Here is a 26,721-nt window from a genome sequence, read left to right on the forward strand (position 1 = left end):
ATGGCGGCCATCCGCAATCTGCTGACCCTGGCGCGCAAGGAACTGGCCGGCCTGCTGCGCGACCGCTTCATGCTGTTCTTTGTGCTCTACGCCTTCACCGGCATGATCTACCTGCAGGCCACGGGCATCAGCCACGAGCTGCGCAACGCCTCCATCGCCATCGTGGACGAAGACCAGTCGCCCCTGGCGCTGCGGTTCCGTTCCGCCTTCCGCGCACCGGACTTCCAGGCCCCCGCCCTCATCGGCAAGGGCGAGGTCGACCGCGCCATGGCCGACGCGCGCTACACCTTCGTGCTGGACGTGCCGCCGGACTTCCAGGCCGACCTGCTGGCCGGCCGCGGGGCGGAGCTGCAGATCCTGGTGGATGCCACCGCCATGATGCAGGCCGGCATCGGGGCCGCCCAGATCCAGTCGGTGCTGAGCGACGAGGTCACACGCTTCCTGGCGCGCGACAAGACCACCATCGTCCCCGACGCGGTCAGCGCCCAGCTGCGCTTCGCCTTCAACCAGACGCTGGAAACGACGCGCTTCACCGGCCTGATGGCCATCCTGTTCAACGTCACCATGCTGTCGGTCCTGCTGACCGGCGCCGCCGTCATCCGGGAGCGGGAGCACGGCACGCTGGAGCATCTGCTGGTCATGCCCGTGCGCCCGTTGGAGATCATGGGGGCCAAGGTGCTGGCCAACGGCCTGGTGGTGCTGGGCATGACGGCGCTTTCCCTGGCGCTGATCATCCGCTGGGCCCTGGGCATCCACCTGGCCGGGTCCCTGCCGCTGTTCATGGCCGGCACCGCCGTCTATCTGTTCTTCACCACCGCCCTGGGCATCTTCCTGGCCACGGTCGCGCGGTCCATGCCGCAGCTGGGCCTGCTGTTCATCCTGATCGTCCTGCCCCTGAACCTGCTGTCAGGCGGCAACACGCCGCTGGAGAGCATGCCCATCTGGCTGCAGCGGATCATGCAATTCTCCCCCGCCACCCAGTTCGTGGCCTTCGCCCAGGCCATCCTGTACCGGGGGGCGGACATCACCCTGGTCTGGCGCCACTTCGCCGCCGTCGCGGGCATGGGCGCCTTGTTCTTCTGCCTCAGCCTGTGGCGCTTCCGCCGTCACCTGGCGGCGGCGCGCTGACCGTCAGGGCACCAAGACCGCCGCCCCGCGCACCCGCCCGGCCCGCAGATCCTGGATCGCGCGGTTGGCCTGGGACAACGGATAGGACGTCACCGCCGGCCGGATGCCCGCCAGCGGCACGACGCGCAGGAAATCCAGCGCATCGGCCCGCGTCAGATTGGCGACAGAGACCAACTGGCGTTCTCCCCACAGCAGGCTGTAGGGAAAGGCGGGGATGTCGCTCATGTGGATGCCGGCGCAGACCACCCGCCCGCCCTTGCGCACCGCCGCCAGCGCCGCCGGCACCAGCGCGCCCACCGGGGCGTAGAGGATTGCCGCGTCCAGGGGCTCGGGCGGCGGCTCCTCCGACGAGCCGGCCCAAACGGCGCCCAGGGTCAGGGCGAACTCTTGCGCGGCCAGGTCGCCGGGCCGGGTGAAGACGAACACCTCGGCGCCCTGCCAGCGGGCCACCTGCAGGATGATATGGCCGGCAGCCCCGAAGCCGTAAATGCCCAGCTTGCGATGCGGGCCGGCCATCACCAGCGACCGCCAGCCAATGAGACCCGCGCACAGCAGCGGAGCCACCATGGCGTCGGCCAGGTCGATGCCATCCAAAGGATAGACGTAGCGCGCCTCCGCCACGGCCAGCGTGGCGAAGCCACCGTCGCGGGTATAGCCGGTGAAGGCGGGCTGGTCGCAGAGGTTCTCATGACCCGCCAGGCAATAAGGGCAGCGCTGGCAACTGTGGCCGAGCCAGCCCACGCCCACGCGCTGGCCCAGGCTGAGGTCGACGACCCCCGGACCGAGCCGGTCGACGATGCCCACGATCTCATGGCCTGGAATGCGGGGCAGGCCGCCCGGCGGCAGGTCGCCATCAATCAGGTGAAGGTCGGTGCGGCAGACACCGCAGGCCCGAACGACGAGGCGGACTTCGCCAGGCCCCGGTTCCGGATCGGGCAAGTCCCGTTCCTTCAGCGCCCCCGTCCCTTCCCACACCATGGCACGCATGACGATTCCTCCGTCTGGACGGCTCCCCGGCCGATCCCTAATGGACGCCAATTCCCGGCTCCCCGCATTGATCGGCCGCAATCCGGGCCGGAATCGCCGCTGTCTTGACACATCACAAGGAGGCCCGGGCCTTCGCATGGTCCCATGGGCAGCTACCGACACATAGGGATGGAGGTTCTGATGGTACGCGTCGCTTTGGTCACAGGCGGGGTCACCGGCATAGGGGCCGCAGTCTGTCTTGCCTTGAAGGCCGCCGGCCACACCGTGGTGGCCACCTGCCCGCCCGCGGACGAGGCGATGGCAGCGACCTTCCGGCAGGCGACGGGCCTGCCGACGGTCTTCTGGGACGTCGCCGACTATGCCGCCTGCGCCGAGGGCGTGGCACGGGTCACCGCAGCGCACGGCCCCATCGACATCCTGGTCAACAACGCCGGCATCACCCGCGACGCCATGCTGCACAAGATGACGCCCGAGCAATGGCGGGCCGTCATCGATATCGACCTGGGCGGCTGCTTCAACATGTGCCGCGCTGTCATCGAAAGCATGCGCGAGCGCCGCTATGGCCGCATCATCAACATCACTTCGGTTAACGCCCTGTCGGGCCAGGCCGGGCAGACCAATTACGCCGCCGCCAAGGCCGGCCTGATCGGTTTCACCAAGGCGCTGGCGCTGGAGGGGGCGTCGCGCAACATCACCGTCAACGCCGTGGCGCCGGGCTACACCAAAACCGCCATGGTCGAGGCGGTGCCCGCCGACATCCTGCAGACCATCGTCAACGGAATTCCGGCCAAGCGCCTGGCCCAGCCGGAGGAGATCGCCCGCGCCGTGGCTTTCCTGGCCGCCGACGACGCCGGATTCATCACCGGTGAGACCCTGTCCGTGAACGGCGGCAAATACATGCAGTAAGGGCTGGCCAATAAGGGCTGGCGGGGTCCCGATCGGATGGGGCGGCGCGGGGGCCGCCCCATCGCTGTTTCAGCCACGGGGACCGTGTGCGGCCCGGGGCCCCAACGCTTCCACCGCCACGTGCAGCAGCCGCCCGACGCCTTCGGCGTAATCCCGGCTGGCCTTGACCGCGAAAGCCTGGCCGAAGCGCTGCAGATCCAGCGGTGTATGGCATGCCGACAGGGCCTTGCACGCCTCGCAGTCCTCATGGAAGCGACCCTCCCAAAGCCGCACCAGCTCCTGGACGGTGCCCAGCATGCCTTGGGTCCAGCGTCCATAGACGTTGTGGACGTCGTCCAGCCAGGCGACGTTGCCGGTCAAAACCTCCTCCATGACGCCTTTCGCCAAGGTCCCGGCCGGGTTCAGGGGTTGCGTAGCATCAGGCATGATGACCTCCATTTCTTCAGGTGTGGATGTCGAGCGGATTGGGCCCTGTGAAATGCGGCGGGCTTGACGCGTCCCGGGCGGATGGTGCCGTGCCGCCGTGCCGGGCCAAGGCCGGCAGGTCGGTGGCCAGCGAGGCCAGGACCACCAGATCCCGGGCGGCGAGGACGCCGACCAGGCGGCCGTGGTCCAGGACCCAAAGCCGGTGGCGCCCGGCCTCGCCCAGCCGGCGGAGCGCGTCGACCACGCCGGCGTCGACGGCGATGAAGTCCGGCTCCTCGCACGGCACCATGATGTCGCGGACCGGGGTCGCGGCCCATTCGTCGGGCGTCAGGGTGGCCACCTGCGGTATGCCGACGACGCCCATGACGCGGCCGTCCCAGACCACCGGAAAGCTGCGGTGGTGATAGCGGTAGACATAGCGGGTGAGGAAATCACCGACGACGGCCTGCGGGCTGACGAAAATGGGATCCGGCGTCATGATATCGGCCACGCGCATCCCGCCCAGGACCGTGCGCACCTGCATGTCCCGGTAGCCGCTCGCGGCGGCGTTCCGAAGAAACATGCCGATGACCACCCCCCACAAGCCGCCCATGACATCGCCGGTCGCAGTGTTCCAGAAGCCCAGCGCGATGAGGAACAAGCCGAACAGGTCACCGCAGGCCGCCGAGACGTGGGTGGCCCAGGCATAGTCGCCCCGCAGCCGCCACAGCGCCGCCCGCAGCACCCGGCCGCCGTCCAGCGGGAAGGCGGGCACCAGGTTGAACAGCGCCAGATAGGCGTTGAGCTGGCCCAGATAGGCGAGGGTAGTGGCCGCCGCCGGCCAGCCGCCCAGAACCGGAAAGGGCTGCGACACCGCCCAGCAGGCGAGAGCGATGACTCCGCTGGCGACGGGGCCCGCGATCGCCACCAGGAACTCGTGCGACGGCCTACCGGGCTCGTCCGCGATTTCGGCCACGCCGCCGAAGACGAACAGGGTGATGCCGTTGATCCGCATGCCGAAAGCGCGCGCCACCACGCTGTGCGCCAGTTCATGCAGCAGGATGCAGACGAACAGGCCCAGCGTCCCCGCCACCGCCATCCACAGATAGACCGGGCCCGGCATGCCGGGAAGCAGCGCGGGGAAGACCCCCGCCGCCAGTGACCACCCGATCAAGGCCGCCACGAAGAACCAGGACAGGTCCACGAAAATGGGAATGCCGAGCACCTGCGGCAGTTTGAGGCGAGCTGAGGCCATGACTCCTCCCCTTCCCGGCCCGCCGATGGGGAAGGCCCCTTGCGGGCCGTGACGGCACTATGCGCCGATGCCGGCGCAGGCGCCTTGCGATGCATCAAGGCCGCTGCCACCACGGCTGCCATGATGGGTATGGCCGGCCCCATGCCGCGGACCGGCGATAGGAGGCTCCCATGACCGCCGCCGTCCCCACCGCCACCCTGCCCCATGCCACGCCCCGGCGCGCGCGCCGTCCGGCGCCCCGGCCAAAGGCGGCCGTGCCGCTGCCGCCACCGCCACCCGCAGCGGATGCCGATCCGGATTTTCGCGCCCTCGACCGCGCCCTGCGCGCCACGGCGGCACGGATGACGCAGGGACTTTCGCCGTCGGTGCTGCTGGAGGCATGGACGGACTGGGCCTTGCACCTGCTGGCCAGCCCCGGGCGGCGTCTGGGCTGGGCACTGGCGGCGGCGGACGCCGCCGGGCAATTCGCCGTGTGGCTGGCGGAAGCGTCCGCCGCGGGCGATGCCGCACCCCTGGTCGAGCCGCAACCCGGTGACCATCGCTTCGCCGACCCCGTCTGGCGGCAATGGCCCCACGTGGCCGTGGCCCAGGCCTATCTGCTGGGGGAAAGGCTGCTGCTGGACGCCGCCCATCGCGTGCCCGGCGTGGCACGCCAGCATGAGAACGAACTGGCCTTTCTCTTCAGCCAGTGGGCCGATGTCCTGTCGCCCACCAACGTGCCCTGGCTGAACCCCGTCATCATGGGGCACACGCTGCAGGAAGGGGGCGCGAACCTGGCGCGCGGCTGGCTGAACTGGATGGAGGATGCCGGCCGCCTGATGAAGGGCGCGCCGCCAGCCGGCGCGGAGGAGTTCCAGGTGGGCCGCGACGTGGCGCTGACCCCGGGTGCGGTCATCTACCGCAACCGGTTGATGGAGGTGATCCAATACGCGCCGGCCACACCCACCGTCCATGCGGAGCCGGTGCTGATCGTCCCCGCCTGGATCATGAAATACTACATCCTGGACCTGCGGCCGGAGAATTCGCTGGTGCGCTGGCTGGTGGGGCGCGGCCACACCGTCTTCATGGTGTCATGGAAGAACCCCGATGCCGCGGACCGGGATCTGAGCCTGGATGATTACCGCCGCCTGGGGGTCATGGCGGCCCTGGACGCGGTCACCGCCGCCGTCCCCGGCCAGCGGATCCACGCCTGCGGCTACTGCCTGGGTGGCACCATCCTGTCCATCGCCGCCGCCACCATGGCCCGCGATGGGGACGACAGGCTGGCCAGCCTGTCCCTTCTCGCGGCCCAGACCGATTTCGCCGAGGCCGGCGAGCTGATGCTGTTCCTGGATGAGCGCCAGGTCAGCCTGCTGGAGGACCTGATGTGGACGCAGGGCTATCTCAGCGGCGGCCAGATGTCCGGCGCCTTCCAGTTGCTGCGCCCCAACGACCTGATCTGGTCGCGCTTCATCCGCGACTACCTGCTGGGCGATCGCGAGCCCATGACCGACCTGATGGCCTGGAACGCCGACGTCACGCGCATGCCGGCGCGCATGCACGGCGAATACCTGCGTGGCCTGTTCCTGGAAAACCGCCTGTCCGCCGGCCGCTTCGCCGTGGAAGGGCGGGTGGTTGCGCTGCGCGACATCAAGGTGCCGATCTTCGCCCTGGGCACCGCGCGCGACCATGTCGCCCCCTGGCGTTCGGTCTACAAGATCAACCTGTTCAGCGACACCGCCGTCACCTTCACCCTGGTATCCGGCGGGCACAACGTGGGCATCGTCAACCCGCCGGCGGCGGAGCGGGGCAGCTATCAGATCCTCACCCGGCAGCATGAGCAGCGGTACGTCGATCCCGACACCTGGGCGGCCTCGGCACCCAGCCATGGGGGCTCCTGGTGGCCGGCATGGGAGGCGTGGTTGCGCGACACGGGAACGGCGGCCCAGGTGGCACCGCCACGGCCATCGACAACGCTGTGTCCGGCACCCGGCGAGTACGTGCACCAGGCGTGAGGCGGGGAACCGTCCGGACGCCGGGTGGCGCCTGGACGGTCCCTGGGCCGGAACTGGTCCGCCTCTCACCATCCGCCCCTTACCATGCGTTGGTCAGGAGGATCTTGCCACGCGCGCGGCCGGACGCTTGGTGATGGAACGCCGCCACGGCATCGCGGCTAGGTACCGTCCGGTCGATCAGCACCTCGACCCCGGCGGCGACCTTGTCCACGACGGTCGCCAACCGGACGGCGTCCGACCTGTGGAAGACGAACGCCGCCTCCACGCCGTGCGCCTTCGCGAAGGCCTCGTCCGGCGGGGCGGCGATGGAGGCCAGGAAACCGCCAGCGCGCAGCACCTCATAAGACCGGGCCTGCGTGTCGCCACCGATGGTGTCCAGGACCACGTCCACGTCTGAAACGCGTTTGGTGAAATCCTGGTTGCGGTAGTCGATCACGAGATCGGCGCCCAGGCGTTCCGCGATGGCGATGCCGTCGCCGGAGGCGGTCGCCGCCACCCGCGCGCCGACCTGGCGGGCGAACTGGATGGCGAAGCTGCCGACCCCGCCGGCACCAGCATGGATAAGCACCGTCTGCCCCGCACCTAATCCGGCGACCTCAAACAGAGCCTGCCAGGCCGTGCCTGCGGCCGTCGGGATGCCGGCGGCCCGCTCGAAGCTGATGGTATCGGGCAGGCGCACCAGCTGATCGGCCGGAACCACAGCGAACTCCGCCAGCGCGCCGCCGCTGGTCGGCGCGGTTCGCGCCACGACCCGGTCACCGGCGCGCCAGCCCGACACGTCGTCGCCCACGGCCTCGATGGTGCCGCTGAGGTCGCTTCCCAGCATGTAGGGGAAGGTCAACGGGAAGAAGGCTTGCATGTAACCGCGCTGCAGCTTCACATCGAGCGGGTTCAGGCTGGCGGCCGCGACGCGCACCAGCACGTCGCCCGCCCCGGGCCGGGGCACATCGACGGTATCGATGACCGGATCCGCCCCGTAGCCGTGGATACGAAACGCCTTCATTCCCCCTTCTCCCCGGCGCCCTTCTCCCCGGCACCCATGGCGCCCACTTGATGCAGCCAGCCGAACCAGTCCTCCAGGTGCCAGGTATGGGTGACGCGCCCATCCCGCACATGATGGAACTCGTGGATCGGGATGGCGAAACGGATGCCGGTCGGCGCCACACCGAACCATTCGCCCTGGTGGGTGCCCGTTATCTCGGCGCGTACAGCCGCCCGGCCCGGTGCGCCGATCAGTTCGTGGATGGTGATACGCACGTCGGGGAAAGCGGCGCTGAAGGCGCGAACCAGCGGCTTCATGCCCTCGCGGCCGGGGGCCTGGCCGGGGGCGAGGGGAATGTCCTGCCAGTCCGTGGCCAGCACCTCCTCCAGAAGGTCGGGATTATGGTCGGAAAAGGCGCGGTAGAGCGTCTCGATCGCGATGCGGTCCCGCTCGGCGAGCCCGTTGGATGTGACGATAGGGTCTTGCGACATGGACTGTCTCCTTGTTGACACCCTCCAAAAGCTAGGCAATCGACCAACATTCTTGAAATCGATAGTCTGTATGTGAAAACATCCACGGTATGGATTTACATGGCATAGACCTCAACCTGTTGGTCGCCTTCGACGCGCTGATGGCTGAGCGGAGCGTCACGCGGGCGGGCAAGCGGATAGGACGTACCCAGCCGGCAATGAGCGCCGCGCTGGCGCGGTTGCGCGCGCTGTTCAAGGATGAACTGTTCGTCCGCAGTCCGTCGGGGTTGCAACCCACCCAGCGCGCCAGCGATCTGGCGGAACCCCTGGGCCGGGCGCTGGCCGAAATCAGCCGGACGCTGGAGTTCACTCAGCGCTTCAACCCCGCCACGTCGTCGCAGGCGTTCACGCTGGCCCTGTCCGATCATCCGGCCCTGGTGCTGCTGCCGCAGCTGACCGAAGCCCTGCGGGAACGGGCACCCAATGTGACGCTGCGCATCAACGCCTTCACCCACCGGGACGATGCCGTCGCCATCCTGGACGCCGGCGACGCGGACCTGACGATCAGCGTCCCGCCCCGCCAGCCGGTGGGCGGCCGCATCCTCAGCCAGCCGCTGTTTGAGGAGCGCTTCGTCTGCATCATGCGGCGCGGCCATCCGGCCGCCTCGGGGACGTTGGATCTGCCGACATTCCTCAGCCTGTCCCACCTTCTCGTCTCGCCGGAGGGGGAGCGGTTCGGCCAAGTCGACGCCGCGCTGGCGGCAATGGGTTTGCGCCGGCGCATCGCCTTGTCGCTGCCGCAGATGTACGCGGCCCCTCCCCTGGTGGCCCACTCCGACCTCATCGCCACCCTCATGGAAGGTGCGGTTGATGCGTCCGCGGCGCGCGACGATCTGCTGATCCTGCCGCCGCCGGTGGCGTTGGGCACCGTGTCGTTCGCCATGTCCTGGCACCGCCGGAACGACGCCCACCCGGTCCAGCGTTGGTTCCGCGAGACCCTGTCGAGCCTTTACGCGACCCAGCCCGCGCAGGGCTGATTATCGAAGTCACTGGCGTTTTCCAAATTTGGAATTCGGACCGCCATTTTCTTGCATTTCTTTCCGAGATCGGTGGGGCCAGTCTGGCGTCACGACATAGATGACGTACGCCCTCCGGTTCTCCCGCGCCCATCAAGGCACCGCGGTCACCGCGAGCTGATCAACAGGTCACCACCAGCAACCGACATAGCGCCCGCGCCCCTGCGGCCCGCATGCGCCGTCGCGTCCTCAGGAGAGGAAGATGAAATACAAGACATTGGGAAATACCGGCCTTCTGGTCTCACAGCTCTGTCTCGGAACCATGACGTTCAGCGACGGGACCGGCGTTTACGAGCATATCGGCAACGTCGACCAGTCGGGCGCCGATGATCTGGTGAAGGCCAGCATCGATGCCGGCATCAACTTCTTCGACACGGCGGATGTCTATTCGGCCGGCGCCAGCGAGCGGACGCTGGGCCAGTCGTTCAAGAATCTCGGGATCCCCCGGAATGAGGTCGTGCTGGCGACGAAGGTCTACAGCCGGATGGGCCAGGGTCGGAATGACGTCGGCGCGTCGCGCGGCCACATCATGGATGCCGTCGAGGCCAGCCTGCGCCGCCTCCAGACCGATCACATCGACCTGTATCAAATCCACGCCACCGACACCTTGACGCCGGTGGAGGAGACGCTGCGCGCGCTCGATGATTTGGTCCGGCAGGGCAAGGTCCGTTACCTGGGCGTGTCCAACTGGCAGGCGTGGCGGATCGCGACGGCGCTGGGCGTCTCCGCGCGCCTCAACCTCGAGCGGTTCAACACGCTGCAAGCCTATTACTCGATCGCCGGACGTGATCTGGAGCGTGAACTGAAGCCGCTGCTGGAGACGGAGAAGATGGGCCTGCTGGTGTGGAGCCCTCTGGCCGGCGGCCTCTTGTCCGGCAAGTTCAGCCGTGAGAACCAGTCGCCGGAGGGGTCGCGCCGCTCATCCTTCGACTTCCCGATCGTCGACAAGGAACGGGCCTGGAATGTCATCGACGCGCTGAAGCCCATCGCGGCGGCGCACGGCTGCAGCCCGGCCCGCATCGCGCTGGCGTGGCTGCTGGCCAAGCCGGTCGTGACCTCGGTCATCGTCGGCGCCAAGCGGCTCAGCCAGTTGGAGGACAATATCGCCGCGACCGGCATCGTGCTGAGCGACGACGAGATCGCGGCGCTCGACGCCGTCAGCGAGTTGCCGCCGGAATACCCCGGCTGGATGCTCGCCACCCAGAGCTCCGACCGGATGGGACCTGTCGATCTGTGGGCCGACAAGATATCCCAGACGTCGTGATCAACGCGCGCCAGGCGTCGGAGCCGGCGCCTGGCGCCCCGAAAGCTCGGGGTTGGCCCGCATCACCTCCTCGGTCAGAAAGTCGCCGACGGCGCGCACCCGGGCGGACGCGACCAGGTCGGCATGGGTCACCAGCCAGACCTCGGCACTGAACATCTGGTCGGGCGGAATGACCCGGATGAAGTCCTCCCTCACGGTCAGGAAGTCCGGGATGACGGCCAGGCCCAGGCCGGCGCGCACGGCGGCGATCTGGGCGGGCAGGCTGCTGGTGACCAGCGCGATCTTGCAGCCGGGGTATTCCCGCGCCAGCCAGGCCGCGGCCGGCATGAACGCGTGGCCGTCATCCCAGGCGATGAAGTGCCGTCCGCCCAGCGGTTCGCCGGCTATGGGAGGGTGCCGCTCAATGTAATCCCTGCTGCCGTAGACCGAGTAGGTCATGTGGCCCACGCGCCTGACCGTCAGGTTGCCGCGCGTCGGCCGCACAACGCGGAGCGCTATGTCCGCCTCGCGTCTTCCAAGCTCGGCCGTGACCGTGCTGGTGATGATCTCAAGGCAGATGCCCGGGTAGCGGTCCCGGAACGCCGGCAGGGCGGGGATGATGAGGTCCGTCGCCAGATTCTCGGACGTCGCGAGCCGCACGGTGCCCGCCGGCGTCTTGTCGAGGCCCGCGGCACCGCGTTCCAACGCCAGGATGCTGTCTTCGACCCGCTCCGCATGCCCCAGCATCTCGCGCCCCTCGTCGGTGAGGAAGTAGCCGGTCTGATGCCGCTGGAAGAGAACCATCCCGATGCTCTCCTCGAATTCGGCGATGCGGCGACCGACGGTGGACTGGCTCACCCCGAGGTCGGCGGATGTCCGGGTGAGGCTTCCGGTCCGCGCCACGGCCAGAAAATATTTGAGGTCGTTCCAGTCCATGCCCGTCATGCCCGGCCGCGTTATTGGGGGGAACCGGCCTTCACCCCTGGAGCAAGGATGGAGGCGAAGATCACCCGCTTGAACTGCTCGATGGGTTGGGGGGACCGGTCCACTTTCATGCGCATCATAGCGCCCTCCCACGCGGCGAGAAGAAAGGTCGCGACGTCGCCGGCATCGAGATCGCCCCGGATCTCGCCCGCATCCTGGCCGGCGCGCACAGCCTCGGCGAACGCATCGGTAAGCGCGCGGCAAACCTCGACCAAATGGGTGCGCAGCACCTCGCTCTGTTCCGGCACCTCAAGGCTCATGTTGCCGACAAGGCAGCCGTATCGCCAGCCCGCCGCTTCCAGCCGTTCGGTGATGGCATCGAAATAGGCGCGCAACCGTTCGACGGGCGGCCGGCCTTTATCGCGCAACGTGCCGTCCATGATCGCCTGTGTGCGCTCATGGTAGCGATCGAGGATGGTGGCGGCGAAAGCCTCCTTCGATCGGAAATGGTTGGTGAAACAGCCCTGGGGGACGCCGGCGTCACTGGTGATCTCGCGCACGCCGGCACCGGCGTATCCGCGCTCATGCAGCGTACGCACCCCGGACTCGATGATTTTCTCGCGAAGGGACGGTCTGGCCATTGCTAATAAATACAGTTGGACGTATTGCTTGGCAAGCGCAGTTCCGCCGGCGGCCCTGGCCGCTCACGGGTCCCCCGCATGAACATGCTCAGCGCGACAATCCAAGAAGGCGAGAGATATGGCGATCATTGACTACACCCGTGCGGCGCTGGACGCGGCGGACAGCACACTGGCCGAAGCGGGCCCGGTCTACATGGTCAATCTGGTGCGCTATCGGGACCAGGCCATCTATGAGGCCACCTTTGAAGCGGCCTCCGACCTGCCACCCTGCTCGGGCAGGGAGGCCTATTTCCAGCGGTATGCCCGCGCCTTCCAAACTATCGCGCGGGGTGAGGACTATTCGGTTTTCTGGGTCGGCAATGTCCGGGGGGTGCTGGTGGGCGTCGCTGGCGAAGCCTGGGACGATATCGTCATCGTCCGTTATGCGAGCTTCGCCACGCTGCGCCGAATTCTCGAAAACCCGGCCTACGCGGAGCAGGCAGCACCACACCGGCACGCGGCGCTGGCCGATTGGAAATTCATGGTCACCACCCAGCCCGAGCTGCCACGGTGAACGGGCCTCCGCCCCTGCCCATCCCCAACGGGGCGCCGGAAAGACGCCCCTGAGGCCCTGTCAGCCTGCCGCCGTTCCGGCATCCGCGGCGATGGTGGTGATCAGATGGCCATGCGGATCGACCTCCGTCACGCAATCCGGTCCCACCGCGAAAGTCGACTCCCGCTCCTCGAACAGGGCGGCACCGACGATGCGCATGCCCGGCGCCAGGGCATAGCGGTCGTAGATCGCCGTGTCGACTGGGCCGAAATCCGGGAAATCGACCCGCCGGCGGCCGCGCAGCGGCTCCGCCCCCTCCTCCCGCGTCCGCGTCAGGCTGATCGGCTGGATGGGCAGCGAGGCGGAGAGGCGCCATCCGACCACCTCGACCGGCATGCCCTGGGCCGCCCGGCCGAACCGGGCGCGATAGGCCGCGCCGAAGGCCTCGTGCAGCGCCCCGCCGTCACCGGCGGCGATCGCCTCCGCCGGGATGCCGACCGACACCTCGAAGCCCTGGCCGACATAGCGCATGTCGGCATAGAGCCTGGTCTGCATCGGCACGGTGGCGGCACTGGCCGCGTCCAGCAGACGCCGGGCCTGGTCCGCCATGTCGGCGATCAGTCCCCGCACATGAGGCCAGTCCAGCCGGGCCACCGGCGACACGTACCCGCGCACGAAGTCGACCGTGGGCGGCGCCACCAGGAAACCGAACGCCGAGATGACCCCCGCCCCCGGCGGCACGATCAGCTGCCTGACCTTCAGCAGCTTGGCCAGGCCGTAAGCATGGACCGGGCCGGCGCCGCCGAAGGCGATCATGGTGTAGTCGCGGGGATCCTTGCCGTTCTCGGCCAGGTGCATGCGGGTGGCCCCCGCCATGCTTTCGTTGACGACGGCCTGGATGCCACGCGCGGCCCCGGCGGCATCGATGCCCAGCGGCCGGCCCAGCCGGCTTTCCATCGCGTCGCCGGCCGCCGTGTCGCGCAGGCCCATCTCGCCCCCCAGGAAATAGGCGGGATCAAGATACCCCAGCATCAGGTCGGCGTCGGTTACCGTCGGCTCCGTCCCGCCGCGTCCATAGCAGACCGGGCCGGGCACGGAGCCGGCGCTGCGCGGCCCCACCTTGAGCAGGCCCAGGGCGTCCAGCCCCGCGATGGAGCCGCCGCCGGCGCCGATTTCGATCATGTCGACGACCGTGACCTTCAGCGGCAGCCCCGACCCCTGCTTGAAGCGGTGCAGGCGGCCCGCCTCGAAGTCATGCTTGATGTGGGGCGCGTAATCCTCCACCAGGCACATCTTGGCCGTGGTCCCGCCCATGTCGAATGAGATCACCCGCCGCTGTCCCGTCTCGCGGGCGATGTGCGCGGCCGCCATGGCACCGGCGGCCGGCCCGGACTCGATGAGGCGCACCGGGAAATTCTTGGCGTCCCCTATGGTGGTGATGCCGCCGCTGGACAGCATGATGTACAGCTCGCCCGCGAAGCCCAGGACGCGCAAATCATCGACCAGCCGGTCCAGATAGCCGTGCACGCGGGGCTGGACATAGGCGTTGACGCAGGTGGTGTTGGTCCGTTCGTATTCGCGAATCTCCGGCGCGACCTCGGCGGACAGCGAGACCAGCAAGTCGGGATAGAGCTCCCGCACCACCTGGCGCGCCGCCAGTTCGTGCGCCGGATTGCGATAGGAATGCAGGAAGGCGATGGCCAGGGCCTCGATGCCTTCCTCCTCCACCAGGTGGCGGACGGCGTCGCGCACCGCCTGCTCGTCCAGCGGCATGAACTCGCCACCATCGGCCTTCAATCGCCCGGGGATGTCCAGCCGCAGGTGACGCGGCACCAGGACGGGCACGGGTTCCAGCGCCAGGTCGTCCACGTCGTACCGGATCTCCCGCCCCATCTCCAGGATATCGCGGAATCCCGCCGAGGCCAGCAGGCCGATCTTGGCGCCGGTCCGCTCCAGCACCGTGTTGGTGATCAGGGTCGTCCCGTGAACGATGCTGTGGATTTGGTCGATGGTCGAGTTGGTCTCCGCCAGCAGGCGGACGATGCCCTCGACGATGGCCCGGCCCGGCTGGTCGGGGGTGGTCAGGCGCTTGCCCGTGGCGCTGAGGCTGCGGGCCTCATCATGCAGGACGAAATCGGTGAACGTGCCGCCGATGTCGACGCCGATGCGGATGGTCTTCTGCTTCATCACTTCAGTCCAAGGGCCAGAGCTTGCGTGGGGTAATCGCGGCGTACGGCGTCGGTGGTCACCACGCCCCGCTTCAGATCGGTTTCGACGGCCGCGACCGGCCGGTCTGCCGGCGGTCCATAGCCACCGCCCCCGGGGAAGGACAGCGTCACGCTTTCGCCCGGCTGGATGAGGGAGCGTGACTTCATGGGCACGGTGCGCCCGTCCCGATGGGCGGCCAGCGCGGGCGCCCCGGCACCGCCCCCCATGATGCCCAGCGCCGGGTGGCGCTCACGATCCCCCAGCAGCACCATCTGGATGGGTGTCGCGGCGGCGTTCAGGATTTCGCAGTCCTGGCCCAGGCCGCCGCGCTGGCGGCCCGCCCCGCCGGAGTCCGGCCGAAACGCCTTGCGCAGGAACAGCAGCGGTGACACCGTCTCCATCGCCTCGACGCTACCCGCGCCGGAATTGGTGGGGAAGGCGGTGGTGGACAGGCCGTCCCGCTCCGCCGAGGCGCCCATGCCGGCGCTGGCGAACAACAGCTGGCCGAAGCGTCCCCCGTCGGCGGTGCGCCCGCTGAAATGCGCGCGCAAGGCCGGCGCCCCGCCGCTGTCGGCCACCACCCGTTCCGGCATCAAGGGCGACAGCGCCTGGAACAGGGCGCAAGACAGCAGGTGCCCCGTCAGGTGGCGCGCCATGACCGGCGCCGGCGCGGTGGGATTGAGGATGGTTCCGGCCGGCGCCGTCACCCGGATGGGGCGGTAGGAGCCCTCATTGCGCCGCGTGAAGGGGTCCAGCAGGCACTTCAACGGATAGATGGTGTAAGCGCGGGTATAGTTGAGCGTCGAATTGATCGCGTACGCCACCTGGGGGGAGGAGCCGTCGTAGTCGACGGTGATGTCGTCGCCGGCGATGGTCACGGCGCAGGCGATGCGCGTCGGCTGGTCCCCCACGCCATCGGCCTCGATGGCGCCGCCATAGACGCCGTTGGGCAAGCCGGCGATGGCCGCGCGCATGGCCCGCTCCGCCAGGCCGGTCACGGCGCGGCCCAGCCGTTTGAAGTCAGGCTCGCCCGTGTCCTCCAGGAACTCCACCGCCCGGCGCCGGCATACCTCGTTCGCGTTGACCTGCGCCTCGATGTCGCCGAACACGATGTCCTTGAGGCGGATGTTGGCCAGCAGCAGTTGCACCAGGTCGTCATTCAGCTCCCCCGCGCGGTAAAGCCGAACCGGGGGGATCAGCACGCCTTCTTCGATCAGCTCGGTCGGACCCTCCTTGAAGGTGCCGCCGATATCGGGCGCATGGGCGGCGGAACCGGAGAAGCCGACCAACGCGCCGTGGTGGAAGATGGGGGCGACCACGACGATGTCCGGCAGATGGCCCGTGCCGATCCAGGGGTCGTTGGTCATGACCACGTCGCCCTCGCGCCATGTCGATGCCGGGAAGCGGTCCAGCATGGCGCGGGTGGCACGCCCGACCAGGGCGGCGAAGGCCGGGATCCCCAGGGTGCACTCGCCGATGGTCTCGCCATCCGCATCCATGAGCACGGTGACGTAGTCGTTGGATTCACGGATGACGGTGGAGAAGGAGGTGCGCAGCAGCGTCGCCGCGGCCTCATCGGCGATGGCGATCAGCCGGCTCCACCAGATTTCCAGGGTAATGGGGTTGATCTCGCTGTCGATCATGCTGGGTCCTTCACACGAGAGAGGGGGGCGGGATCGGACGCGCGCTGCGCCGCCGCGCCATCCGCCGCCACCAAGGACAGGGTCGAACGATAGGATCGCCGGCCGGTGGCGAGGATAAGCGCCGCCACGGCGAAGCCGCTGGGGGCGACCATGGCGATGGACCGGCCGATCATCATCGGGTCATGGAAGACGTGATCGTTCAGCACGCCGACCAGCAGCGGCCCGAAGGTCGCCGCCAGCAGGTTGGAGCTGGCGATGTAGCAGGCCGACGCGATGGCCCGCATGCGGTTGGGCACCAGTTCAGCCAGACTGGCCTGGACCAGGCCGAAGTTGAAACCGACCACGAACTGGATGGAGCCGATGGCGACCAGTGCCACGGCCTGATCGGCGACCGCCATGACCAGGCTGGCGACCGCGCAGAAGGCCGCCGAACCGATGCCGACGATCAGCTTGCCGTCCTTCCGGCCCGCCCGGGTCAGGGCGTCGGCCAGCATGGCGCCGACGATGGCGCCCAGCGGGCTCAGCACCAGGGTCATACCCCCCAGCTTCTGGCCCGTGGGCCCCAGCGCCCAGCCGTGGACGCGGACGAAAAAGGTGGGGGCCCAGGATGCCAGGGTCGAGGCCGCCATGCTGGTGGTGGCGAAGCCGCCGACCGTGGTCAGCAGGGCCGCCTTCTTGCGGGCGAATTCCGCCAGCACTTGGCGCAGGCTGGCGGTGGCCTCCGACCGCCGGCCGTCATCCGTCAGGCGCGCCGGTTCCCGCACCGTCAGCAGCAGCGGTACCATCAGGAGCCCGGCGGCACCCAGGATGATGAAGACCAGCCGCCACGGCTCCGTTTGGCCGGCGCCGTCGCGGCCGAAATATTTCAGCAGCGTGCCGCCAAGGCCGAGTGCCAGCCCGCTGCCGAAGAAGACCCCCATGGAATAGATGCTCAGCGCCCGCGTGCGCGCACCCGGCGAGAAATAATCGGCGATCAGGGACACGGCGGCCGGCGCCAGGGCCGCCTCGCCGATGGCGACGCAAATCCGCGCGCCGAACAATTGCGGCATGCTTTGCGCCAGGCCGCACGCCGCCGTGGCGGCGCACCAGACGACCAATCCCACCAGCGTCAGGTTGCGGCGGTGCCGTGTATCCGCAACACGTGCCAGGGGAAAGCCGAACAGCGTGTAGAAGACGGCGAAGGCCGCGCCCTGCAGCAGACCAAGCTGTGTGTCGTTGAGGTCAAAGCTCTTCTGGATCGGGCCGACCAGAAGCTGCAACAGGGCCCGATCCATGTAACTGAACGTGAAACATAGGCACATCACAACGGCGACATACCAGGAATACGCGGTGTCCCGGCGATGCAGGGCGGCCTGCCTGCCCATTTGCGTCCTCCCGATTTTATTATTGTGCGCTTAAGCGAAATACGGGTGCCGCGACGGCGTCAGGCAAGCTCGACCGACAGCAGGCGCGCGAACTGCTGACCGCCATGCATGTCGCGCTCATGCCGCCAGCCTTGGGGGTGCGGCCGGGGGTAGGAGATCTTGATCATGCGCAGCGCGTCCACCGGCACACGCTTCACGCCGGCCGGGTCCGTGCCGAACAGGCGGGCGAACAGGTCCGGCCCCAGCTCCGGCGCGTCACGATAGCGCGCGAAACTGTCGTCGTCGGCGAAAAAGAAATCCACGGTGATCCAGAACGGACCGGCGTTCTTCGACCGGACATGCCGGCACACTTCAGCGATCTTAGGCATGTGGCGTCTCCAGATGCTCAACGGTACCGGTCGATGACACGTCCACCCAATCCGTCCTGACCAGTTCGAACCCGTCCTCGGTCTCGACGACATGGTTGAGCATGAATTCATAGACACGCCCGCGCGGGATCTCGGCCGGCGTGAAGGGGAAGGCGTAGCTGGGCAGTTCCATGTCGAAGCGTATCGGCATGTGGAAGAAATAGGGGTTGCAGGACCGCGCCATGCGGTCGGCCAGGTCCTGGGTGCGCGCTGTCACCACGAACAGCACGCCCACGTCGCGCGGGGGTGGGGTATCGGCGGGCACGGGCTGGCCGGACGTGCCGTTCCAGCCGTAGAGGCGCAGCGAGACCTCGAAATTGCCCGCCTCATCGCCGAAGGTGGCGGCGATGCGGTCCACCAGCGTCTTGTGCATGCGGTCGTGGAATTCATCGAGGTTGGCCAGGACTTCCGGATCCTCGATACCGATCAGCATGATGGTCTGGTAGTCGCCGCCACGGGCCCCTTCCAACTTCATGGTGTAGGGCATAGGCCGCCAGATGGAGCCGACGACCCGGGTGATGCGCGGCTCGACCTGGGTGTAGACCGCCTCCTTGGCGTCCAGGATGCCGCCCGGTTCCACCAGCAGGAAGGGATCGCTGTTCTCATACAGCAGGTGGGCCGAGACGCTTTCGGGTGTGCAGCGGTTGCCGAGGTCCAAAGGTTCCATGTCGAAGTGGTCGGCCCCGACATGCATCAGCACGCCGCCCCGTCGCAGGTTGGTCGTGCACTGCCCGCCGCATTCGGCGATCTTGGCCGCGTGCCAGGTCTGGGCCACGCCGGCGCCCCGCATCAGGGGCACGGCCGACAGCACGGCGGTGTCGGTGGTCCTGCCGCCCAGCACCAGGTTGGCACCGCGCTGGACGGCGTCCATGTAGGGCTCCGGCCCCATCAGGGCCACGATGTGGTCGCAGGCGTCGAACAACTCATCGGTGGCTTGGCCCAGCGGCGCCAGCGGCCGGATCTTCCCCTGCGCCAGCTTGCGCTTCAGCACCGCCGCCGGCTGTTCGCTGTACAGGCAGGCGATGCGCAGTCCTATGCCCAGTTCCCGCGCCACCTCGATGGCGATGTCGCGGGTCCAGTCCACGCTGGCGTCCGCGCCACAGGTGCCGCAGGTGCCCACCAGCACCGGTATGCCGGCCTCATTGGCCATCTGCAGCAGGACGAGGAGATCCTGCTTGATCGACTCCCGGTTCATCTTGGAGACGCCGCGCGCCAGATAAGAGGGCCCGCTGTCCGTCGAACCGGCGTCGATGGCGATGGCGTGGGCGCCCTGGGCCAGGCCATAGGCGATGTGTTCCCGTTTCACTCCCGCACCGAGCATTCCGCTCGGCACGATGACCTTGGTCACCGTCCGTTCCAACTCCGACATTTCCTGGTGTCCCGTCCGTCTATTCTTAGCAACATGCATAACAAACTTGACCGACGCTACGGAGTAAGGGATAAGTCGTCAATCTTGATTATAAAAGTTTAGAAATGGTCGACGACGACTACATATCGGCCGAAGAGGCCGCGGCGCTGCTGGGTGTCACCATCGACACCTTCTACGTCTATGTGACGCGCAAGAATTTGCGGTCCACGGGCATTCCCAATTCGCGCAAGCGCCGCTATTGGCGCGCCGACGTGGAACAGCTGCGCGGCCGCGGCCGCAAGCCGCCGGCCAGTCCGACGGACCTGGACGGCGAAAGCTCCATCACCCTGCTTACCGAGGACAATCTGTTCTACCGGGGGCAGAGCGTCCGGGAACTGGTGAACCGGCCCACCTTCGAAAGCGTGGCCGCCCTATTGTGGGACGTGGACGCCGACGCGGTGTTCGGCGAGTCGCTGCCGGCGTTTCCCGACACGGTCAAGGCGGTGAGCCACGCGTTGGTGGGGGAGTCGCCCATGGATCAGGCCATCGCCCTTTTCCCCCTGATCGAAAGGGCAAATCCGCGCTCGCAGGATTTCTCGCCGGCCGGCATGGCCCGGACGGGTGGCGACGTGCTGCGCGCCTTCACGGCACTGATTGCCGGGCATGACCGCCCCGACCGCAGAGCCCTCCACGTGAGCATCGCCGAGGCCTTCGGCCTCACCGACCGCCAGGCGGCGCTGTTGCGGCGTGTCATGATCCTGGCCGCCGACCATGGGCTGGAGCCCGCGACCTTCGCCGTGCGGGCGATCGCCAGCACCGGCGTCTCGCCGTGGCGGGCGGTGTCCACCGGCCTGACCTCGCCATCGCCATCGGCCGCAAGACGCGGCCGGTCCAGTTCGCCGCCATCGGCCGGCTGGTCAAGGAAATCGTTGAAACGGAACGGCCTTTCGAGCCCATCACCCGCCGTGTCCAGGAAGGCGACGCCATCGCCGGCTTCCTGCCCGCCACCAGCGGCCGCGACGTACGTGCCACCGTCCTGCTGGACCTGCTGGAAGCCGACTATGCGCGCGACGCCGACTTCCAGCGCCTGATGGCGGCCATCGGCGCGGCGCGGGACATCGGCGGCTACGAGCCGAGCTTCTCCCTGCTGGGCGGATTTGCCGGACTGAAGCTCGGCTTACGCTCGCGCGAGGCCACCTTTTTCCTGGCCCGCGCCGCCGGCTGGATCGCCCACGCCATCGAGCAGAGCCTGGGCGGCGAGCGCGAGCGCCATGAGCCGCACTATCGCGGGCCCCTACCCGGCCTGTGAGCGGGACCTCCCGTCCGCGACCACACAGTCGGCGGGCGGATCGTCGCCATCCAGCACGGCCACGACCGATCGCGCGGCGATCATGTTGGTACGGTCCAGCCCCTCGCGGGACGAGGCGGCGGCATGCGGCGTCGCCACCACGTCGTCGCGCGCCAGCAGGGCGGCGGTGACCTCGCGGTAGTCCGGATCGCTTTCGCTGACGAAGACGTCCAGCCCGGCTCCGGCCAAGTGCCCCGCCTCCAGCGCGGCAAGCAGGGCGCGATCGTCCACCAGGCCACCGCGCGCGGCATTGACCAGGATGGCGCCAGGCTTCATCGTCGCCAGCGCCGCCGCGTCGATCATGAAGCGTGTCGCGGGCGTCAGCGGCGCATGCACGGAAACATAGTCGCTGCGCCGCAGCAGTTCCGGTAGCGAAACGAACTCCACACCCTCGGCGGTATCCGGGGGAACAGGCCCCGGCGTGCAGACCAGCACCGTGGCGTCGAAGCCGCTCAGGCGCTTGATCACGCTCCGCCCGATGCGGCCGTATCCGATGATGCCGACGGTCTTGCAGAACAGGTCCGTGCTGATCTGGATGGCCCATTTGCCCGCGGCCATGTCCGCCTGGGACCGCCGGAACCGGCGCCCAACAGCCAGCATCAGGCCGATGGTGTGGTCGGCCACGGCGGCATCGTTGCCACCGGCGGCAATGGTGACCACCCGGCCCAGATCCCGTGCCGCGGCCAAATCGACCCGCTCATACCCCACCCCCCGCCGGGACACCACGGCCAGGTCCGGCAGGGCCGCCAGCAGCGAACGGGTGACGCGCGCATGCCCGACGATCCAGCCGGCCGCCCCGGCCAGGCAGGCCCGCAATTCGTCTTCCGTCAAATCGGCATCGGCCCGACCCAGCGGCAGGGCCAACACCTCGGCCTCACAGCCTTGGTCGCGCAGATAATCCAGCGACGCCTGATCGAAAAACTTCTGACTGATAAGGACCCGACGGTTTCCTGCCATGACATCCCTCCCCACGCCGCCGCGGCGCGCCGTTCATTGACCGATAGGTTCATTGATTGATGGGCGACGAACATGAGGGGGCGCCTCTCGATCTGTCAAGATTAAGGCGCCATCACAGACAGAATACTTAACTATATCAATCAAGATTGACAATATTCAGCCTTGGCTTAGCGTAGCTGAGCGATTTCCAGGTTCTGTTAAGCGCCTTAAGCCGCGGGCACCCATCCCGCCGGCGACGTTCCCATCATGGCTGACAAACAAAAACCCGCCGCACGAACGGTTGGGCTCAGGGAGGGTGTAAATTGATAAAAGGACGCTATCGTCTTCGTTGTGGCATCGGCGCCGTCGCGTTGGTGCTGGGCCCGGCCTGGGCCGCCGCCGCGCAGGAGGCGGGGCCGGACGTCGGCCAGTTGGACGAAATCATCGTCACCGCGCAAAAGCGGGCGCAATCGGCCGACAGCGTCGGCATGTCCATCACCACGCTGAGCGGTGCCGATCTGCAGCGGCAGGGGGTCGACAGCGTCGGCGACCTGGCCCGCGTCGATCCCAGCTTCGTCGTGTCCCAGACCAACTACAGCTCGCCGGTCTACAGCATCCGCGGCGTCAGCTATAACGATTTCTCCATCGCCGCGACGCCCACCGTCAGCGTCTATACCGACGAAGTGCCCTATGCCTATCCGGCGCTGTCCAAGGGGGCGACGTTCGACCTGGAACGGGTGGAGGTGCTGAAGGGACCGCAGGGCACGCTATATGGCCAGAACGCGACCGGTGGCGCCGTCAACTACATTGCCGCCAAACCGACCAACCAGTTCGAGGCCGGGTTGGACGGCACCCTGGGCCGCTTCGCCGCCGCCGGGCTGGACGGCTTTGTCAGCGGCCCGATCAGCGACACCCTAGCCGGCCGCTTCGCCTTCAGCGTCCGCGAGGGCGGCGACTGGCAGCAGAGCAATACGCGCGACGACACCTTGGGCCAGCAGAACAGCGTGAAGCTGCGGGCCCTGCTGGACTGGAACCCCACGGACGCGCTGCAGGTCCAGGCCAACTTCAACGGCTTCATCGACCGGTCCGACCTGCCCGCCGCCAACCTGGTCAAGATCGTGCTGCAGCGGCAGTCCTCGGCCGCCCTGGTCCCGAACACGACCAAGGCCAAACCCGGCCCGGATGATCCGGAGGCGGCGGACTGGCTGGCCGGGACCACGCCCCGGGTGGACGAGTCCACCGAGCAGGCGTCGCTGCGCGCCGACTACGCGCTGCCCCACGGCATGACCCTCACCTATCTCGGCTCCTTCCAGCACTTCACTCAGAATGACCTAAACGAGCCGCAGGGCGCCGACTATCATTTCAGCCAGTTGCAGAGCGGCCTCGTCAACGCGACCTCGCAGGAATTGCGCCTGAGCGGCAAGGAGTTCGACGACCGCCTGAACTGGCTGGTGGGTGCCGACTATGCCAAGGCCTACACGCGCGAAACCCAGCTGTACGACCTCGCCGGCTCCTCCTCCTCCTTCGCGCTGACCAACGTGCCGCTGCTGATCGGCAAGCCGGCCATTCCGCCCTTCAGCGGCAACCGCAGCGATTCCGACGACGATTCGATCAGCCGCGCGGCATTCGGCAACATCGAATACCACCCGCTGGAGGAACTGGGCATCACCGCCGGCGCCCGGTACACGACGACGGCCATCAGCCATGGCGGGTGCACGCGCGACACAGACGGCAACACCGCCGCCGGCGCCACGGTCATCGAGACCATCCTGAAGCACGGGGTCGGCGTCGTCCCCGCGGTGCGCGGCGGCTGCACGACGCTGGACGCCAGCTCCACGCCGGCCTACATCAACCAGCGGCTGAGCGAGGACAATGTCTCCTGGCGGGTCGGCCTCAACTGGACGCCGGTGGAACGGACCCTGATCTACGGCACGGTCAGCCGCGGCTTCAAGGCCGGCAGCTTCCCGACGCTGTCCGCCTCCTCTTACCTGCAATTGCGGCCGGTCACCCAGGAGGAGTTGCTGGCCTATGAGCTGGGGGTGAAGACCCGCCTGCTGAACAACCGCCTGGAAATCGACGGCGCGTTGTTCCACTACGACTACACCAACAAGCAGCTGGAGGCCCGCAGCCTGGATCCGAATGGCGTGTTCGGGCTGCTGAGCGTCCTGGTCAACGTGCCCAAGTCGAAGGAGGACGGTGCCGAGCTCAGCCTACGCGCCAAGCCCCTGGACAATCTGACCGTCACCGCCAAGACGACGTACCTGCATTCCTGGGTCGAGAGCGACTATTTCGGCTACAACGCCTTCACCACCACGCCGGTGAATTTCAAGGGCCAGGCCTTCCCCAATACGCCCCGATGGTCTTTCCTGGTGGATGCCCAGTATGACTGGAGCGTCAGCAGCGCCTACACCGCCTTCGTCGGCGCCAGCGCCCGCTATCAGACCAAGACACAAGGGCTGTTCGGCACCCAGAGCGCCATCAGCCAGGGCTATCCCTCAACCTACAACGCCGACTACGGCGTCATCGACCTGCGGGCCGGCCTATCATCCGTCAGCGGCACCTGGCGCTTCGAGGGCTTCGTCCGGAACCTGACCAACACCTTCTACGCCATCCAGACCACCCGCGTGGGCGATTCCGTCGTCCGCTTCCAGGGTCAGCCGACCACCTATGGGGTCACGGTCTCCTACCGGTACTGAAGCCACCGGGGGCGCAGCTCAGCATGGAGGGCGGGTCCGTGCTGAGCTCGCTGACCGCTGTCGCCGTCATGAGAATGGGTCCCCTTAAAGATAGACCCAGGGGCGGCGTTCCCTGTCCGCCTGGCGCTTCGCCTGGATCTCCGCCCGGCGCAGCAGCGTCAGGTCGATGGCATCCAGGCCGTGCAACAGCATCTCCCGCGCCTCCGGCTCGATGCTGAAGGAATGGGTGCCGCCGTCCGGCGCGGTCACCATCTGGTGCCGCAGGTCCACCGTCACCAGCCGGGTGCGCGGCGCCTGGGCCGCCGTTGACGCGATCCAGGTGATCGCGTCCGTGGGCAGTTCCACCGGCACGATGCCGTTGCGCACGCAGTTGCCGCGGAAGATGGGGTTGAAGGACGGGGCCAGGATGGCGCGGAAGCCATACTCGGCCAGCGCCCAGGCGGCGTGTTCCCGGCTGGAGCCGCAGCCGAAATTCTCCCCCGCCAGCAGGATGGCCGCCCCCCGGTAGACCGGGTCATTCAGCACGAAATCGGGGTTGGGGACGCGGCCGCCCACGGCGGTGTAACGCCAGCCGGCGAACAGCCCGTCGGCCAGGCCCTTCTTGGAGACGGACGTCATCTCGCGCGAGGGGATGATGGCGTCGGTGTCGATGTTGGGCCGCAGCAGCGGCACGGCAACGGCGGTCAGGATAGTGAACGGCGTCACATCAAACCTCCAGCAGGCGGGGATCGGCCAGGCGGCCGGCCACGGCCGACGCCGCCACCGTTTCCGGCGATGCCAGGTGGGAGCGGGTCTCCGGCCCCTGCCGGCTTTCGAAATTGCGGTTGGTGGAGGTGACCACGCGCTGGCGATGACCGAAGCTCTCCCCCCCGGCGAAGAAGCACATTGAGCAGCCGGCCTCCCGCCACTCGAAACCCGCGTCCAGGAAGACGCGGTCCAGCCCCTCGGCCTCCGCCTCGGCCTTCACCCGGCTGGAGCCGGGCACGCAGATGGCCCGCACCCCCGCCGCCACCTTGCGGCCGCGCAGCAGGGCCGCCGCCCGGCGCAGGTCCTCCAGCCGGCTGTTGGTGCATGAGCCGATGAAGGCGGCGTCGATGGGCAGGCCCACCAGCGGCGCGCCGGGCGTCACCGCCATGTAGGACAGGGCGCGGTCATAGGCCTCCCGCGTGTTGTGGTCGGCCACGTCCTGGAAAGCGGGCACCGGCTGGTCCAGGGGCACGGCGTGCTGGGGACTGTTGCCCCAGGTGATCATGGGCGCCACCGCCCCGGCATCGAGGGTGATGGTGCGGTCGAACACGGCACCGTCATCGCTGTACATCTGCCGCCAGGCGGCCACCGCCTGGTCCCACCGGGCCCCCTTAGGCGCGTAGGGGCGGCCCTGGAGATAGTCGAACACCACGTCATCCGGGGCGATGATGGCGGTGAAGGCGGCGAATTCCGTGGCCAGGTTGCACAGGGTCAGCCGTCCCTCGACGCTCAGCGCCCGCACCGCCTCCCCGGCGTATTCCACGACATGGCCCCTGGCGCCGCCGGCGCCATGGCGGGCCAGGATGTGCAGCGCCAGGTCCTTGGACGTGACGCCCTGGGCCAAACGGCCGTTGACCGTCACCCGCATGGTGCGCGGCCGGCGCACCCGCAGGGTGCCCGTAGCCAGCGCGTGCTCCGCCTCCGTCGAGCCGATGCCCCAGGCCAGCGCGCCCAGCGCCCCTTGGCTGCAGGTGTGGCTGTCGGGGCAGACCAGGGTCAGGCCGGGCAGCACGATGCCCTGCTCCGGGGAGATGACGTGGACGATGCCCTGGCGCGGGTCGCCCAGGTCGAACAGGGTGATGCCGGCCGCCCGCGCCGCCGCCCGGGTGGCGGTGATGAAGGCGGTGCCGGTGGGCATGATGGTGCGGTCGCCCCGGCCCGGCAGCGTGTCGACGACATGGTCCATGGTGGCGAAGACTTGGCCGGGCGCCATGACCTTCCGTCCCGCCGCCGCCAGGCTTTCCAGCGCCACGCCGCCCGTGCGCTCATGCAACAGCACGCGGTCGACCAGCAGCAGTTCGGTCCCGCCGCCCAGGTCGGCCACCTGATGCTCCGCCCAGATTTTTTCGAAGATGGTCCGCATGCCTGTCAATGCCCGCCTGCCAAGGGTCACTTCATTTGTTATATTTCTATAACAAATTGCGAGGGCGCGCCAGCCGGTAAAAAACCGCTATAACCCGCAAGGGCACGCAGGACGGATG

24 protein-coding genes are annotated in these 26,721 nt (G+C 68.2%); 9 read left to right on the forward strand and 15 right to left on the reverse strand.

The window, feature by feature from the left end; all coding sequences use genetic code 11:
- Nucleotides 1-1,128, forward strand: a complete 1,128-nt coding sequence (locus Y958_RS30565; protein ID WP_088875658.1) for an ABC transporter permease — start codon at nt 1-3, stop codon at nt 1,126-1,128.
- Between the two features lie 3 nt (nt 1,129-1,131).
- Here Y958_RS30565 and Y958_RS30570 read toward each other — a convergent pair whose 3' ends face one another.
- Entirely contained in the window at nt 1,132-2,115 is a 984-nt protein-coding gene (locus Y958_RS30570) for a zinc-dependent alcohol dehydrogenase family protein (RefSeq protein WP_088875659.1), read from the reverse strand.
- 180 nt (nt 2,116-2,295) lie between these two features.
- On the opposite strand from Y958_RS30570, the gene phbB reads away from it, so the two are divergent.
- Entirely contained in the window at nt 2,296-3,021 is a 726-nt protein-coding gene (phbB, locus tag Y958_RS30575; RefSeq protein ID WP_088875660.1) for an acetoacetyl-CoA reductase, read from the forward strand.
- A gap of 69 nt (nt 3,022-3,090) precedes the next feature.
- Here phbB and Y958_RS30580 read toward each other — a convergent pair whose 3' ends face one another.
- Both Y958_RS30580 and Y958_RS30585 read right to left on the reverse strand, forming a co-directional pair.
- Nucleotides 3,091-3,447, reverse strand: a complete 357-nt coding sequence (locus Y958_RS30580; RefSeq protein ID WP_145727773.1) for a hypothetical protein — start codon at nt 3,445-3,447, stop codon at nt 3,091-3,093.
- 16 nt (nt 3,448-3,463) lie between these two features.
- A complete protein-coding gene (locus Y958_RS30585; RefSeq protein WP_088875662.1) occupies nt 3,464-4,681 on the reverse strand; it encodes a site-2 protease family protein in 1,218 nt (405 codons plus the stop codon).
- Between the two features lie 170 nt (nt 4,682-4,851).
- On the opposite strand from Y958_RS30585, the gene Y958_RS30590 reads away from it, so the two are divergent.
- A complete protein-coding gene (locus Y958_RS30590) occupies nt 4,852-6,675 on the forward strand; it encodes a PHA/PHB synthase family protein (protein WP_088875663.1) in 1,824 nt (607 codons plus the stop codon).
- A 79-nt stretch (nt 6,676-6,754) separates the two neighbouring features.
- Here the strand turns inward: Y958_RS30590 and Y958_RS30595 are convergent, their stop codons facing one another.
- Entirely contained in the window at nt 6,755-7,678 is a 924-nt protein-coding gene (locus Y958_RS30595; protein WP_088875664.1) for an NADP-dependent oxidoreductase, read from the reverse strand.
- Nucleotides 7,675-8,148 carry an ester cyclase gene (locus tag Y958_RS30600; protein ID WP_088875665.1) on the reverse strand — a complete coding sequence of 158 codons (474 nt, stop codon included), beginning with the start codon at nt 8,146-8,148 and terminating at the stop codon, nt 7,675-7,677. The genes Y958_RS30595 and Y958_RS30600 overlap by 4 nt, the downstream gene beginning before the upstream one ends.
- An 89-nt stretch (nt 8,149-8,237) precedes the next feature.
- Here Y958_RS30600 and Y958_RS30605 point away from each other — a divergent pair, with 89 nt between their 5' ends.
- Both Y958_RS30605 and Y958_RS30610 read left to right on the forward strand, forming a co-directional pair.
- Nucleotides 8,238-9,164 carry a LysR family transcriptional regulator gene (locus Y958_RS30605; protein WP_088875666.1) on the forward strand — a complete coding sequence of 309 codons (927 nt, stop codon included), beginning with the start codon at nt 8,238-8,240 and terminating at the stop codon, nt 9,162-9,164.
- Between the two features lie 241 nt (nt 9,165-9,405).
- The gene (locus Y958_RS30610; RefSeq protein WP_088875667.1) at nt 9,406-10,467 is read left to right on the forward strand and encodes an aldo/keto reductase; all 1,062 of its coding nucleotides are present in this window, start codon (nt 9,406-9,408) and stop codon (nt 10,465-10,467) included.
- On the opposite strand, the gene Y958_RS30615 is transcribed toward Y958_RS30610, so the two are convergent.
- Nucleotides 10,468-11,391 (reverse strand): LysR family transcriptional regulator, encoded by a 924-nt coding sequence (locus tag Y958_RS30615; RefSeq protein ID WP_244909722.1) that lies wholly within the window; start codon nt 11,389-11,391, stop codon nt 10,468-10,470.
- 11 nt (nt 11,392-11,402) lie between these two features.
- Nucleotides 11,403-11,969 carry a TetR/AcrR family transcriptional regulator gene (locus Y958_RS30620; RefSeq protein ID WP_211098821.1) on the reverse strand — a complete coding sequence of 189 codons (567 nt, stop codon included), beginning with the start codon at nt 11,967-11,969 and terminating at the stop codon, nt 11,403-11,405.
- Between the two features lie 160 nt (nt 11,970-12,129).
- Here Y958_RS30620 and Y958_RS30625 point away from each other — a divergent pair, with 160 nt between their 5' ends.
- The gene (locus Y958_RS30625; RefSeq protein WP_088875669.1) at nt 12,130-12,564 is read left to right on the forward strand and encodes a DUF1330 domain-containing protein; all 435 of its coding nucleotides are present in this window, start codon (nt 12,130-12,132) and stop codon (nt 12,562-12,564) included.
- Nucleotides 12,565-12,624: 60 nt separating this feature from the next.
- Here the strand turns inward: Y958_RS30625 and Y958_RS30630 are convergent, their stop codons facing one another.
- Genes Y958_RS30630 through Y958_RS30650 form a run of 5 tightly spaced genes read right to left on the reverse strand, consistent with a single transcriptional unit; the run spans nt 12,625 to nt 19,534 of the window.
- The gene (locus Y958_RS30630; protein WP_088875670.1) at nt 12,625-14,730 is read right to left on the reverse strand and encodes a hydantoinase/oxoprolinase family protein; all 2,106 of its coding nucleotides are present in this window, start codon (nt 14,728-14,730) and stop codon (nt 12,625-12,627) included.
- On the reverse strand, nt 14,730-16,394 hold the full coding sequence (locus Y958_RS30635) for a hydantoinase B/oxoprolinase family protein (RefSeq protein WP_088875671.1): 1,665 nt from the start codon (nt 16,392-16,394) through the stop codon (nt 14,730-14,732). Before Y958_RS30635 ends, Y958_RS30630 begins: the two co-directional genes overlap by 1 nt.
- Nucleotides 16,391-17,758 (reverse strand): spinster family MFS transporter, encoded by a 1,368-nt coding sequence (locus tag Y958_RS30640; protein WP_088875672.1) that lies wholly within the window; start codon nt 17,756-17,758, stop codon nt 16,391-16,393. The genes Y958_RS30635 and Y958_RS30640 overlap by 4 nt, the downstream gene beginning before the upstream one ends.
- A 59-nt stretch (nt 17,759-17,817) precedes the next feature.
- A complete protein-coding gene (locus Y958_RS30645; protein ID WP_040848789.1) occupies nt 17,818-18,126 on the reverse strand; it encodes a DUF4387 domain-containing protein in 309 nt (102 codons plus the stop codon).
- Nucleotides 18,119-19,534 carry an acyclic terpene utilization AtuA family protein gene (locus Y958_RS30650; protein WP_244909723.1) on the reverse strand — a complete coding sequence of 472 codons (1,416 nt, stop codon included), beginning with the start codon at nt 19,532-19,534 and terminating at the stop codon, nt 18,119-18,121. The genes Y958_RS30645 and Y958_RS30650 overlap by 8 nt, the downstream gene beginning before the upstream one ends.
- A 104-nt stretch (nt 19,535-19,638) precedes the next feature.
- Between Y958_RS30650 and Y958_RS30655 the strand changes: the two genes are divergently transcribed.
- The gene (locus Y958_RS30655) at nt 19,639-20,604 is read left to right on the forward strand and encodes a citrate synthase (protein WP_088875674.1); all 966 of its coding nucleotides are present in this window, start codon (nt 19,639-19,641) and stop codon (nt 20,602-20,604) included.
- Complete coding sequence (locus tag Y958_RS32920; RefSeq protein ID WP_088875675.1) at nt 20,604-20,822, forward strand: citrate synthase family protein; 219 nt, start codon at nt 20,604-20,606, stop codon at nt 20,820-20,822. Before Y958_RS30655 ends, Y958_RS32920 begins: the two co-directional genes overlap by 1 nt.
- Here the strand turns inward: Y958_RS32920 and Y958_RS30665 are convergent.
- A complete protein-coding gene (locus tag Y958_RS30665) occupies nt 20,808-21,818 on the reverse strand; it encodes a phosphoglycerate dehydrogenase (protein WP_088875676.1) in 1,011 nt (336 codons plus the stop codon). The two genes, Y958_RS32920 and Y958_RS30665, sit on opposite strands and share 15 nt — an antisense overlap.
- Nucleotides 21,819-22,120: 302 nt before the next feature.
- Between Y958_RS30665 and Y958_RS30670 the strand changes: the two genes are divergently transcribed.
- Entirely contained in the window at nt 22,121-24,493 is a 2,373-nt protein-coding gene (locus Y958_RS30670) for a TonB-dependent receptor (RefSeq protein WP_145727779.1), read from the forward strand.
- Nucleotides 24,494-24,577: 84 nt separating this feature from the next.
- Here the strand turns inward: Y958_RS30670 and leuD are convergent, their stop codons facing one another.
- Together leuD and Y958_RS30680 are read right to left on the reverse strand one after the other, a co-directional pair.
- On the reverse strand, nt 24,578-25,198 hold the full coding sequence (gene leuD, locus Y958_RS30675; protein ID WP_088875678.1) for a 3-isopropylmalate dehydratase small subunit: 621 nt from the start codon (nt 25,196-25,198) through the stop codon (nt 24,578-24,580).
- A 1-nt stretch (nt 25,199) separates the two neighbouring features.
- Nucleotides 25,200-26,603, reverse strand: a complete 1,404-nt coding sequence (locus Y958_RS30680) for a 3-isopropylmalate dehydratase large subunit (protein WP_088875679.1) — start codon at nt 26,601-26,603, stop codon at nt 25,200-25,202.
- Nucleotides 26,604-26,721 lie beyond the last annotated feature (118 nt).

The sequence above is a fragment of the Nitrospirillum viridazoti CBAmc genome, from assembly GCF_000730165.1.
Classification (GTDB): Bacteria; Pseudomonadota; Alphaproteobacteria; order Azospirillales; family Azospirillaceae; genus Nitrospirillum; species Nitrospirillum viridazoti.